We start from the raw sequence: 12,180 nt of genomic DNA on the forward strand, positions 1-12,180 counted from the left end.
TCCCCCTCGCATCCCGCTTCCTGCCAGCGGGCGGACAGGTAACCAGTGTGTCGAGCGAAGCCTGATTTATCCGTGGTTTTCTACAAAGATCACGGGTTGTTATCAGCTGACTGCCCGATTGTTATATGATAGAGCCTCTTTGGGGCTCTCGTGGGTGTTTCTTTACGAAACTCCCTAACTGGGAACAGTAGCAGTGCTCGCGTCCCGTGCGAAGAGCGAGCGCCGCACAGGTCCGAGTAACCTCGAAGCCGTGCATCCCGTTCTCGTTTACACCGCGTCGCGGATCGGCCTGTTTGCCGTGACCTTGCTTGTGCTCTGGCTGCTCGGCCTGACAAACCCGCTCGCGCTGATCATCGCCTCATTCGTGATCAGCGGCATAGCGAGCTACGTGCTGCTGTCGAAGCAGCGCGATGCCATGAGCGAACGCCTGAGCGCGAAGATCGACCACCCGAAGCCGCAGGACGACTAGGGCTGGGGGAACATGCCAATCCGGGCATGGTACTCCCGTCCGAGTCTCGTTGTGTCGCTACCCACAAGTAGTCCGGTGCTGTGGGCGTAAAACGCCTTCACACCGATGCCGCGCTCCCGCGTCGGATTCCAACTCAGGGCCTTTCCGGTACGCGGATGAATGGCCCCGATCCCCGGTCGTGACACCGCTCCAGGTCCGGCCGAGTCGCGGCCCCGCGGATTGTCCAGCCAGCGCTGGTGCCCGCCCACATAGACGGCGGCGCCGGTCACCGCGACCGAGTACAGCGAATCGCCGCCCGTGGCGTTGACCCAGGTGGGCTTGACGGCCGAGCCCTTCGCGTACGTCTCGAAGCGCGCTGCTGTGTCACATATCCCGCCCTTTGGCCCGCCTGTGGTGACGATCACGAAATAGCGGCCGTCGGGGGAGAAGTCGAGACCCCGTACATACGAGGGAAAGGCGGTGGCGCAGCGGCGCGCGTACGTGTCGGTGCGCCAGGCGGCGACCCGGGCGGCGGGGCGGCTGATGTCGATCAGCCCGACCTGGGGCCGCGCATGGCCGTCGAGCGTGGTGAACGTGCCGTCCACCAGCAGCCTGTCGCGGGTGATGGCCAGCGCGTGCACCTTCACCCGCGCCGTCAGCGGGTTGTCCGGCGTGATCGCGAAGCCCGGGTCGGCCGCGCCGGTGGCGGCGTCGAGCCTGGCCAGGGCGGTGCGCGGGCTGACGAAGTCGCCGCCCACATAGAGCTGGGAGCCCTGCCTGGCCAGCGTGCTCACCATGCCGCCGCCGATGCGCGGCTCGAAGCCGGGCACCAGGGCGCCGTCGGCGACCCGCAGCTTCGCCAGGCCACGGGCGCGCTGGTGGTCGACGCCGTGGAACTCGCCGCCGACGTAGACGGTGCCGCCGTCGCCGGGCGCGAGGCCGTACACGGGGCCCGCCACGCTGGGCGCGAAGTCCCGCAGGATCCGGCCGGTGTGCAGGTCGTACGCGAACAGGTTGTCGCGCGGGAGCACCGTGCTGCGGCCGGCGTCGCTCACTTCGCTGAACGAGCCGCCGACCACGACGGTGCGCCCCACGACCGTGATCGCGTTGACGATGCCGTCGAGCACATGGGGAGTGGTGTCGATCGGGTCGGCCGACACGACGCGCGCGTGCGCGACGGGGGACGAGGTGATGATCGCCGCAAGGGCGACACGGGCAAACATTCGCCAATATCTAGCAGACGTACGGTAATCAAGTTGCTACTTTCCGTTGAATATCCTGATGGCCATAGGGTGTGGGCATGACGCGCGCTCAGTTGGACAAGAGGCCGGACGAGGTCGCCGCGATGTTCGATCGCACCGCCCGGCGTTATGACCTGGTGAATGACGTGATCTCCCTGGGGCAGGTCAGGGCATGGCGCAAGGCGGTGGCCGCCGCGGTCGACGCCGGCCCCGGTGAGCTGGTCCTCGACCTCGGCGCCGGCACGGGCACGTCGACCGACGCGTTCACCACGCTGGGCGCGCGGGCGATCGCCTCCGACTTCTCGCTCGGCATGCTGAGCACCGGCGTGCGGCGGCACGGCGGCAACGCGCTGTCGGGCCCGGGGGTGCCGTTCATCGCGGGCGACGCGCTGCGGCTTCCCTTCGCCGACGACGCCTTCGACGCGGTGACGATCTCGGTGGCGCTGCGCAACGTGCACGACACCGGGCGGGCGCTGCGCGAGATGCTGCGGGTGACCAGGCCGGGCGGCCGGCTGGTGATCCTGGAGTTCTCCCACGTCACGGTGAGCGGCTTCGACCTGGTCTACCGCGAATACCTGATGCGGCTGCTGCCCAAGGTGGCCAAGGTCTTCGGCTCCAACGACGACTCCTACGAATACCTCGCCGAGTCGATCCGCGACTGGCCCGACCAGCGCACGCTGGCCGGCGTGATCCAGGACGCCGGCTGGGAGCGGGTGGCCTGGCGCAACCTCTCCATGGGCATCGTGGCGATGCACCGGGGATTCAAGCCCGCCTGACTCGCCCGTCGCGGCAATCATTTTCGCCATCGGCTCGCGTCCGGCGAAAACCTCATTTCCGTCCCGGCCGTTTTGCTCGCCTGGGCCGTACCCGTGGATGAGCGGGGTGCGGCCCAGCGGCATTTCCGGCGCGATTATGGAATGAGATTTCGGCCCCCCAGGAGTGGCGGGCGCTGAGCGAGAGTCTCAGGACGGCATCGCTCAAGGGCCGCCCCGAGGCCGCCGGGGGCTTGACTGCTAGCGTGACGATCATGACTGCGCTGCCCCAGGCGACACGCCGTCCCCTTCGATCACAGAACAGCCCCCCGACTGCCACTATGTACACGAAAAGCAGTAGACTGCGGGCCGGTAAGCTTGTGAAGGGGTTCACAAAGGAACGAAGGCGCGCCACCCCACGGCCTTCGAGCGTGTGTAGGGACAGGACAGTCCAGTGACCGTGCCAACAGCCACCCACCGAGCGCAGGAGCTCGCCGCGAGTGCGCGTAATCATCGAGCGGTGAAGCGGGCGCGATCATGAGCGATGCCGATGTCATCGTCGTCGGCGCCGGCCCCGCCGGCTCCGCCACCGCCTGGTACCTCGCGCAGGACGGCCTCGACGTGCTGCTCCTGGAGAAGACCAGGTTCCCCCGCGAGAAGGTCTGCGGCGACGGCCTGACCCCGCGCGCCGTCAAGCAGCTCCAGAACATGGGCGTCGACATCGACGCGCCCGGCTGGATCAGGAACAAGGGCCTGCGCGTCGTCGGCGGCGGCCTGCGCTTCGAGCTCGACTGGCCGCAGCTCGAGCGCTTCCCTGACTTCGGGCTCGTCCGCACCCGGCAGGACTTCGACCAGATCGTCGCCGCCAACGCGGTCAAGAACGGCGTACGCCTGATGGAGGGCGTCACCGTCACAGGCCCGGTCCTCGACGACCGCAGCGGCCACATCGTCGGCGTCACCACCAAGGACGGCCGGGAGTTCCGCAGCCCGGTGGTCGTCGCCGCCGACGGCAACAGCACCCGGCTGGCCCTCGGCATGGGCCTGCACAAGCGCGAGGACCGCCCCATGGGCGTGGCCGTGCGCACCTACTTCGAGAGCCCCCGCCACGACGACGACTACCTCGAGACCTGGCTCGAGCTCTGGGACGGCGACACGCTGCTGCCCGGCTACGGCTGGGTGTTCGGCGTCGGCGACGGCACCTCCAACGTCGGGCTCGGGCTGCTCAACACCAGCGCCCAGTTCAAGAACATCGACTACCGCGACCTGCTGCGCCGCTGGTGCCGGTCGATGCCGCAGGAGTGGGGCTTCACCGAGGAGAACATGACGGGCCCGATCCGCGGCGCCGCGCTCCCGATGGCGTTCAACCGCCAGCCCCACTACACCCGCGGCCTGATGCTCGTGGGAGACTCGGGCGGGTCGATCAACCCGTTCAACGGCGAGGGCATCGCCTACGCCATGGAGACCGGCGAGATCGCCGCCGAGATCATCGCGAAGGCCCTCAGGGAGACCACCCCCGCCCAGCGGGAGCGGACCCTGCGGACCTATCCTCGGGTGCTGAAGGACGCCTACGGGGGTTACTTCACGCTCGGCAGATGGTTCGTCGAAGCCATCGGCAAGCCCGGTGTGATGAGCTTCGGCACCAGGCACGGGCTGCCTCACCCGAGGCTGATGCGCTTCGCGCTCAAACTCCTTGGTAATCTCACCGACCGGCGAGGCGATGCGTCGGACATGATCATCAACGCACTCTCGAAGGTCGCGCCACCAGCATGAATCTCAGAATCACCAGATCCCGCTGCGCGCCCGCGCGCGCGGCGACTCCAGAGGAGGCGTAGCGATGGACCTTTACGTGCCCATCCTGGTGCTCGCCGTAATCGCGGGGGGCTTCGCGATCTTCTCGGTCGCCATCGCTCCCTTCACCGGTCCCAAGCGCTGGAACCGCGCCAAGCTCGACGCCTACGAATGCGGCATCGAGCCGACGCCCCAGCCGGTCGGCGGCGGGCGGTTCCCGCTCAAGTACATGGTCACGGCGATGCTCTTCATCGTCTTCGACATCGAGATCATCTTCCTATACCCGTGGGCCGTCTCGTTCGCTCCGCAGACGGACGACCTCGGCCGCGTGGCCACCTCGGGACTCGGCCTGTTCGCGCTCGTCGAGATGCTGCTGTTCATCGTCACCGTGCTCGTCGCCTACGCGTACGTGTGGCGCCGCAAGGGTCTGGACTGGGACTGAAAATGGGACTTGAAGAGAAACTCCCCAGCGGGTTCATCCTCAGCACGGTCGAAGCGGCCGCCGGATGGGCGCGCAAGAACTCCGTATGGCCGGCCACGTTCGGTCTCGCCTGTTGCGCCATCGAGCTGATGGCCACCGGTGGCCCCCACTACGACCTGGCGCGCTTCGGTATGGAGCGCGCTTCGGCGTCTCCCCGCCAGGCCGACCTCATGATCGTGGCCGGCCGCGTGTCGCAGAAGATGGCGCCCGTGCTGCGCCAGATCTACGACCAGATGGCCGAGCCGAAGTGGGTCATCTCCATGGGCGTGTGCGCCTCCAGCGGCGGCATGTTCAACAACTACGCCATCGTGCAGGGCGTCGACCACGTCGTGCCGGTCGACATCTACCTGCCCGGCTGCCCGCCGCGGCCCGAGATGCTCATCGACGCCATCGTCAAGCTGCACGACAAGATCCAGAACATGAAGTTCGGCGCTCACCGCGCCAAGCAGATCGAGGAGCTCGAGCTGCAGGCGCTGCGCACGCTGCCGCTGATCGACCAGGGAGCCTCGAAGTGACCTCGCCCGACAACCTCCCCGAGGTCCCGGACGCACAGGTCCCCGAGACGCCGGCGGCGCAGGAGGCACCGGTCGCCCGTCGGGGCATGTTCGGCGCCCAGGACTCGGGTGACACCTCCGGCTACGGCGGCCTCGTCGTCCGCCGGCCGCCGCAGATCTCGACGCCACGCCCGTACGGGAGCTACTTCGACGAGGTCGTCGACGCGCTGGCACTCGACGACGCCATCGAGCGCGTGGTCGTCGACCGCGGCGAGCTGACCCTGCACGTCAAGCGGGAGCGGCTGGTCGAGGTCTGCCAGAAGCTGCGCGACGACCCCGCCCTGCGTTTCGAGCTCTCGCTCGGCGTGTCGGGCGTGCACTACCCGCACCTTGAGGGCGAGGAGCTGCACTCGGTCATCCACCTGTGCTCGATCACCCACAACCGGCGGGTGCGGGTGGAGGCCAGCTGCCCCGACAGCGACCCGCACATCCCATCGACGGTCAGCGTTTACCCTGGTCACGACTGGCATGAGCGCGAGACGTACGACTTCTTCGGCATCGTCTTCGACGGTCACCCCGGGCTCACCCGGATCATGATGCCGGACGACTGGGACGGTCACCCCCAGCGGAAGGACTACCCGCTCGGCGGCATCCCGGTCGAATACCGCGGCGCCACCATCCCGTCGCCCGACCAGAGGAGGAGCTACTCATGAGCACCGCTTATGACGAGGCGACCGAGGGCAAGGTCTATTCGGTCAACGGGGCCGACTGGGACCAGGTCGTCTCCGGCGTGCGCGAGTCGGAAGAAGAGCGCCTGGTCGTCAACATGGGCCCGCAGCATCCGTCCACGCACGGCGTGCTGCGGCTGGTGCTGACGCTCGACGGCGAGACGGTGACCGAGGCCCGCGGCGTCATCGGCTACCTGCACACCGGCATCGAGAAGAACATGGAATACCGGACGTGGACCCAGGGGACCACGTTCGTGACCCGCATGGACTATCTCTCGCCGATCTTCAACGAGACCGCCTACTGCCTCGGCGTGGAGAAGCTGCTCGGCATCGAGGACCGCATCCCCGACAGGGCGCAGGCGATCCGCGTGATGATGATGGAGCTCAACCGCATCGCCTCGCACCTGGTGGCGATGGGCACGTTCGGCATGGAGCTGGGCGCGACGACGCCGTTCCTCTTCGGGTACCGCGATCGTGAAATGATCATGGACCTGTTCGAGTACATCACCGGCCTGCGCATGAACCACGCCTACATCAGGCCGGGCGGCGTGAGCGTCGACCTGCCGGCCGGCGCGGTCGACAAGGTCGGCGAGTTCCTCAAGGAGATGCCCAAGCGGATCAAGGACATCCGCAAGCTCCTCGACGAGAACCCGGTCTACGTGCGCCGCACCCAGGACGTCGCCTACCTCGACCTGACCGGCTGCATGGCGCTCGGCGTCACCGGCCCGATCCTGCGGGCCGCCGGCCTGCCGTGGGACCTGCGCAAGTCGCAGCCCTACTGCGGTTACGAGACCTACGAGTTCGACGTCGCCACCGAGCGCGGCTGCGACGTCTACTCGCGCTACCTCGTCCGCATGAAGGAGATGGAGGAGTCGCTCAAGATCGTCGAGCAGGCTCTGGATCGCATCGCGGGGCCGCTCAAGGGCGACCCGGTGATGATCGAGGACAAGAAGATCGGCTGGCCCGCGCAGCTGGCGCTCGGCCCCGACGGGTTCGGCAACTCGCCCGACCACATCGCCCACATCATGGGCACCTCGATGGAGGCCCTCATCCACCACTTCAAGCTGGTGACCGAGGGCTTCAGGGTGCCGGCCGGGCAGGCGTACGCCAGCATCGAGTCGCCCAAGGGCGAGCTCGGCGCGCACGTGGTCAGCGACGGCGGCACCAGGCCCTACCGCGTGCACTTCCGCGAGCCGTCCTTCTGCAACCTGCAGAGCTTCCCCGCCATGGCGGAGGGCGGCCAGGTCGCGGACGTGATCGCCGCGGTCGCTTCTATCGACCCCGTCATGGGAGGTGTGGACCGGTGACTTATTCACCGGAAGTCCGTGAGCGTCTGGAGCGGGACGCCAAGGAGATCATCGGGCGCTACCCCAAGACCCGCTCCGCCCTGCTGCCGCTGCTCCACCTCGTGCAGTCCGAAGACGGCTACGTCTCCGACGACGGGCAGGAGTTCTGTGCCGAGATGCTCGGCATCAGCAAGGCCGAGGTCACCGGCGTCGCGACCTTCTACACGATGTACAAGCGCAAGCCGGCCGGCGACTATCACGTCGGCGTGTGCATCAACGCGCTGTGCGCGGTGATGGGCGGCGACGAGATCTGGGAGCAGCTGTCGGAGCACGTCGGCGTCGGTCACGACGAGGCGACTCCCGACGGGAAGATCTCGCTGGAGCGCCTCGAGTGCAACGCGGCCTGCGACTTCGCGCCGGTCATGATGGTCAACTGGGAGTTCTTCGACAACCAGACGCCCGAGTCGGCCAAGCAGCTCGTCGACGACCTGCGCGACGGCAAGGACGTGCGGCCCACGCGCGGCCCCAAGCGGCTGTGCACCTTCAAGGAGGCCTCGCGGGTGCTCGCCGGGCTGCCCGACGACCTCGCGGGCGACGGCCCGTCGGCCGCGGGACCCTCGCTCGAGGGCCTGAAGGTGGCCAAGGCCAAGGGATGGAAGGCCCCCGAAGCATGACGACGACTTTGACACCGGTCCTGACCGCCAATTGGGACCAGCCCAACTCCTTCACCCTCGACGTCTACGGTGAGTACGAGGCGGCGAAGAAGGCGCTCGGCATGGACCCCGACGCCGTCATCCAGGCCGTCAAGGACTCCGGTCTGCGCGGCCGCGGCGGCGCGGGCTTCCCCACCGGCATGAAGTGGGGCTTCATCCCGCAGGGCGACGGCAAGCCGCACTATCTCGTCGTCAACGCCGACGAGTCGGAGCCGGGCACCTGCAAGGACATCCCGCTGATGATGGCCAACCCGCACGCGCTGGTCGAGGGCATCATCATCACCTCCTACGCGATCCGCGCCAACCACGCCTTCATCTACGTGCGCGGTGAGGTGCTGCACGTGATCAGGCGGCTGCACGCGGCCGTGCGGGAGGCGTACGAGAAGGGCTTCCTCGGCACCGACATCTTCGGCTCCGGCTATGACCTGGAGCTGGTCGTGCACAGCGGCGCGGGCGCCTACATCTGTGGCGAGGAGACGGCGCTGCTGGACTCGCTCGAAGGCTACAGAGGTCAACCCCGGCTCAAGCCCCCGTTCCCCGCCGTGGCGGGCCTCTACGCCTCGCCGACTGTGGTGAACAACGTCGAGTCGATCGCGAGTGTTCCCTCGATCATCGCGAACGGCGCCGACTGGTTCGCCGGCATGGGCACCGAGAAGTCCAAGGGCTTCGGCATCTTCTCGCTGAGCGGCCACGTCACCAGGCCGGGCCAGTACGAGGCGCCGCTCGGCATCACGCTGCGCGAGCTGCTCGACATGGCGGGCGGCGTCCGCGAGGGGCACCAGATCAAGTTCTGGACCCCGGGCGGCTCGTCCACGCCGATCTTCACCGACGAGCACCTCGACGTGCCGCTCGACTTCGAGGGGGTCGGAGCCAAGGGCTCGATGCTCGGCACCCGGGCCCTGCAGATCTTCGACGACACCACCTGCGTGGTCCGCACGGTGCTGCGCTGGACCGAGTTCTACGCCCACGAGTCGTGCGGCAAGTGCACGCCGTGCCGCGAGGGCACGTACTGGCTCAAGCAGGTGCTCAAGCGCCTGGAGGCGGGCCAGGGCACCGAGGACGACCTGGCCACGATCACCGACATCGCCGACAACATCCTGGGCCGCTCGTTCTGCGCGCTCGGCGATGGCGCGACCAGCCCGATCCACTCCTCGGTGAAGTACTTCCGCGATGAGTACCTCAAGCACTTCGAGATCGGCGGCTGCCCGTTCGACCCGAAGAAGTCCACTCTCTGGGGTGAGCAGTGACAGTCGTAGAGACCCAGACGAACCTGGTGACCCTGACGATCGACGGGTTCCAGGTCAGTGTTCCCAAGGGCACGTTGATCATCAGGGCCGCCGAGCTGCTGGGCATCCAGATCCCCAGGTTCTGCGACCACCCGCTGCTCGACCCGGCGGCCAACTGCCGTCAGTGCCTGGTCGACATCCCCGACGCGGGCAACGGCCGCGGCTTCCCCAAGCCGCAGCCGTCGTGCGCGATCGAGGTCGCCGAGGGCATGGTGGTGCAGACCCAGCTCACCTCGCCGGTCGCCGAGAAGGCGCAGCGCGCGGCGATGGAGCTGCTGCTGATGAACCACCCGCTCGACTGCCCGGTCTGCGACAAGGGCGGCGAATGCCCCCTGCAGAACCAGGCCATGTCCAACGGGCAGGGCGAGTCGCGCTTCCAGGAGCAGAAGCGGACCTTCCCCAAGCCGCTGGCGCTGTCCACGCAGGTGCTGCTCGACCGCGAGCGCTGCGTGCAGTGCGCGCGCTGCATCCGCTTCTCCGACCAGATCGCCGGTGACCCGCTCATCGAGTTCTTCGAGCGCGGGGCCAAGGAGCAGGTGCGGGTGGCCGACGGCCAGCCGTTCAACTCCTACTTCTCGGGCAACACCGTGCAGATCTGCCCGGTCGGCGCGCTCACCGGCGCCGCCTACCGGTTCAGGGCCCGCCCGTTCGACCTGGTGTCCACGCCGAGCGCGTGCGAGCACTGCGCCTCCGGCTGCAGCCTGCGCACCGACCACCGGCGCGGCCGGGTGACCCGCCGCCTGGCGGGCAACGACCCGCAGGTCAACGAGGAGTGGAACTGCGACAAGGGCCGCTGGGCGTTCACCTACGCGCAGCAGCCCGACCGGCTCAAGCAGCCGCTGGTCCGCAACGAGGAGGGCGTGCTGGTGCCCACCTCGTGGCCTGAGGCGCTCGAAGTCGCCGCCCGGGGGCTCGCCGCCGCCCGTGGCAAGGCCGGCGTGCTGGTCGGCGGCCGGGTCACGGTCGAGGACGCCTACGCGTACGCGAAGTTCGCCCGGGTCGCGCTCGCCTCCAACGACGTGGACTTCCGCGCCAGGCCGCACTCGGCCGAGGAGGCGCAGTTCCTCGCCCACGCGGTGGCCGGCAGGGGCATCGAGATCAGCTACGCCGACCTCGAGAACGCGCCCCACGTGCTGCTCGTCGGGTTCGAGCCCGAGGAGGAGTCGCCGATCGTCTTCCTGCGCCTGCGCAAGGCGTGGATGAAGAAGGGGCTCAAGGTCTCCTCGATCGCGCCGTTCGCCTCTCCCGGCCTGGCGAAGATGGGCGGCACGCTCATCCGCACCGCGCCGGGCGCCGAGGCCGACGCGATCGGCGACCTGGTCGGCACCCTCGCCGAGGGCACGATCGTGCTGGCCGGTGAGCGCCTGGCCACCGTGCCGGGCGCGCTGTCCGCGCTGGTCCGGCTCGCCGCCGCCTCCGACGCCCGCATCGCCTGGATCCCGCGCAGGGCCGGCGAGCGCGGCGCGGTCGAGGCCGGTGCGCTGCCCAACCTGCTGCCGATCGGCCGCCCGGTGGACGACGAGACCGCCAGGGCCGAGGTCGCCCGGGCCTGGAACGTGGCCTCGCTGCCCGCCACGCCCGGCCGCGACACCTCCGGCATCCTCGCCGCCGCCCGCGACGGTGAGCTCGACGCGCTGGTCGTGGCCGGTGTCGACCCCTACGACCTGCCCGACCCGGCAGCGGCGCTCGATGCTCTCGAGCGCACGCCGTTCATCGTCAGCCTGGAGATCCGCGCCAGCGCCGTCACCGACCGCGCGGACGTGGTCCTGCCCGTAGCCTCCGTCCAGGAGAAGGGCGGCACGTTCGTCAACTGGGAGGGCAGGGGCCGCTCGTTCGACGCGCCGCTCAAGGTGCCGGGCCTGCAGTCCGACATGGCCGTCATCGGCAACCTCGCCGACCGGATGGACGTGCACCTGGGCCTGCCCGACGCCAAGGCCGTCCGGCGCGAGCTGTCCGGGCTCGGCTCCTGGCGCGGCAGCCGGGTCAGCCCGCCCAGCGCCCTGACCCGTCCGCAGGAGGTGCCGGAGCAGGGCCAGGCCCTGCTGGCCACCTGGCACCTGCTGCTCGACGAGGGCAGGCTGCAGGACGGCGAGCCGTACCTCGCGGGCACCGCCCGCACCGCCGAAGCACTGGTCTCGGGCCCCACGGCCGCCGAGCTCGGCGTCGCGGACGGCGACAAGCTCGTCGTCGGCGACGCCGACAACGGCTCCGTGACCCTGCCGGTGCGCATCGCCGACCTGCCCGACCGCGTGGTCTGGGTGCCGGCGAACTCCGGCGGCTGCTCGGTCACGCGTGACCTGCGCGCGGTGGCCGGCGACATCGTCACCATCGGGAGCGCCTCATGATCCACGTTCTCGCGGCCGATCCCACCCTCGCCGACTTCGGCAAGGACCCTCTGTGGATCACGATCATCAAGGCCGTGATGCTGTTCGCTTTCCTGATGCTGGGCATCCTGTTCGGCGTCTGGTTCGAGCGCAAGCTGATCTCGCGGATGCAGCACCGCTACGGCCCCAACCGGGCCGGCAAGTTCGGTCTGCTGCAGTCCGTGGCCGACGGTCTGAAGATGGGCCTGAAGGAGGACATCTTCCCGCGGACCGTGGACAAGGTGCTCTACCTGCTGGCGCCGGTCATCATGGTCGTGCCGGCGTTCCTGGCCTTCTCGATCGTGCCGTTCGGGCCGGTGGTCAACCTGTTCGGCGTGCAGACGCCGCTGCAGCTCGTCGACCTGCCGGTGGCGGTGCTGTTCATGCTGGCCATGGGCGCGGTGTCGGTCTACGGCGTGGTGCTGGCCGGATGGTCGTCGCGCTCGCCGTACGCGCTGCTCGGCGGTCTGCGCTCGGCGGCCCAGGTGGTCTCCTACGAGATCGCGATGGGCCTGTCGTTCGTGGCGATCTTCCTGTTCACCGGGACGCTGTCCACCTCCGAGATCGTCGCGGCGCAGGAGCAGACCTGGTTCGCGGTGC

12 protein-coding genes are annotated in these 12,180 nt (G+C 68.8%); 11 read left to right on the forward strand and 1 reads right to left on the reverse strand.

Translation table 11 applies throughout. From position 1 onward, the window contains the following. Positions 1-250: 250 nt before the first annotated feature. Positions 251-469 carry a DUF4229 domain-containing protein gene (locus ACFFR3_RS45515; protein WP_345394343.1) on the forward strand — a complete coding sequence of 73 codons (219 nt, stop codon included), beginning with the start codon at positions 251-253 and terminating at the stop codon, positions 467-469. On the opposite strand, the gene ACFFR3_RS45520 is transcribed toward ACFFR3_RS45515, so the two are convergent. Then, positions 466-1,671 (reverse strand): hypothetical protein, encoded by a 1,206-nt coding sequence (locus tag ACFFR3_RS45520; RefSeq protein WP_379485179.1) that lies wholly within the window; start codon positions 1,669-1,671, stop codon positions 466-468. The two genes, ACFFR3_RS45515 and ACFFR3_RS45520, sit on opposite strands and share 4 nt — an antisense overlap. Positions 1,672-1,748: 77 nt before the next feature. Here ACFFR3_RS45520 and ACFFR3_RS45525 point away from each other — a divergent pair, with 77 nt between their 5' ends. The 10 genes from ACFFR3_RS45525 to ACFFR3_RS45570 form a co-directional block, all read left to right on the forward strand. Then, positions 1,749-2,465, forward strand: a complete 717-nt coding sequence (locus ACFFR3_RS45525; RefSeq protein WP_345394349.1) for a demethylmenaquinone methyltransferase — start codon at positions 1,749-1,751, stop codon at positions 2,463-2,465. 513 nt (positions 2,466-2,978) lie between these two features. Next, positions 2,979-4,211, forward strand: coding sequence for a geranylgeranyl reductase family protein (locus ACFFR3_RS45530; RefSeq protein ID WP_379485180.1), 1,233 nt, complete (start codon positions 2,979-2,981; stop codon positions 4,209-4,211). A gap of 64 nt (positions 4,212-4,275) precedes the next feature. Then, on the forward strand, positions 4,276-4,671 hold the full coding sequence (locus ACFFR3_RS45535) for an NADH-quinone oxidoreductase subunit A (protein WP_355415532.1): 396 nt from the start codon (positions 4,276-4,278) through the stop codon (positions 4,669-4,671). Between the two features lie 2 nt (positions 4,672-4,673). Then, the gene (locus tag ACFFR3_RS45540; protein WP_080043645.1) at positions 4,674-5,225 is read left to right on the forward strand and encodes a NuoB/complex I 20 kDa subunit family protein; all 552 of its coding nucleotides are present in this window, start codon (positions 4,674-4,676) and stop codon (positions 5,223-5,225) included. Further along, on the forward strand, positions 5,222-5,917 hold the full coding sequence (locus ACFFR3_RS45545; RefSeq protein ID WP_379485181.1) for an NADH-quinone oxidoreductase subunit C: 696 nt from the start codon (positions 5,222-5,224) through the stop codon (positions 5,915-5,917). Before ACFFR3_RS45540 ends, ACFFR3_RS45545 begins: the two co-directional genes overlap by 4 nt. Continuing rightward, positions 5,914-7,239, forward strand: coding sequence for an NADH-quinone oxidoreductase subunit D (locus ACFFR3_RS45550; protein WP_345394352.1), 1,326 nt, complete (start codon positions 5,914-5,916; stop codon positions 7,237-7,239). The genes ACFFR3_RS45545 and ACFFR3_RS45550 overlap by 4 nt, the downstream gene beginning before the upstream one ends. Beyond that, complete coding sequence (nuoE, locus tag ACFFR3_RS45555; protein ID WP_345394355.1) at positions 7,236-7,892, forward strand: NADH-quinone oxidoreductase subunit NuoE; 657 nt, start codon at positions 7,236-7,238, stop codon at positions 7,890-7,892. The genes ACFFR3_RS45550 and nuoE overlap by 4 nt, the downstream gene beginning before the upstream one ends. After that, the gene (gene nuoF / locus ACFFR3_RS45560) at positions 7,889-9,178 is read left to right on the forward strand and encodes an NADH-quinone oxidoreductase subunit NuoF (RefSeq protein WP_345394358.1); all 1,290 of its coding nucleotides are present in this window, start codon (positions 7,889-7,891) and stop codon (positions 9,176-9,178) included. Before nuoE ends, nuoF begins: the two co-directional genes overlap by 4 nt. Continuing rightward, positions 9,175-11,562 carry an NADH-quinone oxidoreductase subunit G gene (locus ACFFR3_RS45565; RefSeq protein ID WP_345394361.1) on the forward strand — a complete coding sequence of 796 codons (2,388 nt, stop codon included), beginning with the start codon at positions 9,175-9,177 and terminating at the stop codon, positions 11,560-11,562. Before nuoF ends, ACFFR3_RS45565 begins: the two co-directional genes overlap by 4 nt. Next, on the forward strand, positions 11,559-12,180 hold a 622-nt coding region (locus tag ACFFR3_RS45570; RefSeq protein WP_379485182.1), incomplete at its 3' end, for a complex I subunit 1/NuoH family protein. The genes ACFFR3_RS45565 and ACFFR3_RS45570, both read left to right, overlap by 4 nt.

Origin of the sequence: Nonomuraea salmonea (assembly GCF_042428605.1) — a bacterium.
Lineage (GTDB): Bacteria > Actinomycetota > Actinomycetes > Streptosporangiales > Streptosporangiaceae > Nonomuraea > Nonomuraea salmonea.

Excerpts from the sequence above, each read along its gene's own strand:
- ACFFR3_RS45540 (WP_080043645.1), top strand. The coding sequence starts at position 4,674 with ATGGGACTTGAAGAGAAACTCCCCAGCGGGTTCATCCTCAGCACGGTC.
- ACFFR3_RS45535 (WP_355415532.1), top strand. The coding sequence starts at position 4,276 with ATGGACCTTTACGTGCCCATCCTGGTGCTCGCCGTAATCGCGGGGGGC.
- ACFFR3_RS45520 (WP_379485179.1), bottom strand. The coding sequence starts at position 1,671 with ATGTTTGCCCGTGTCGCCCTTGCGGCGATCATCACCTCGTCCCCCGTC.
- ACFFR3_RS45550 (WP_345394352.1), top strand. The coding sequence starts at position 5,914 with ATGAGCACCGCTTATGACGAGGCGACCGAGGGCAAGGTCTATTCGGTC.
- ACFFR3_RS45525 (WP_345394349.1), top strand. The coding sequence starts at position 1,749 with ATGACGCGCGCTCAGTTGGACAAGAGGCCGGACGAGGTCGCCGCGATG.
- nuoF (WP_345394358.1), top strand. The coding sequence starts at position 7,889 with ATGACGACGACTTTGACACCGGTCCTGACCGCCAATTGGGACCAGCCC.
- ACFFR3_RS45530 (WP_379485180.1), top strand. The coding sequence starts at position 2,979 with ATGAGCGATGCCGATGTCATCGTCGTCGGCGCCGGCCCCGCCGGCTCC.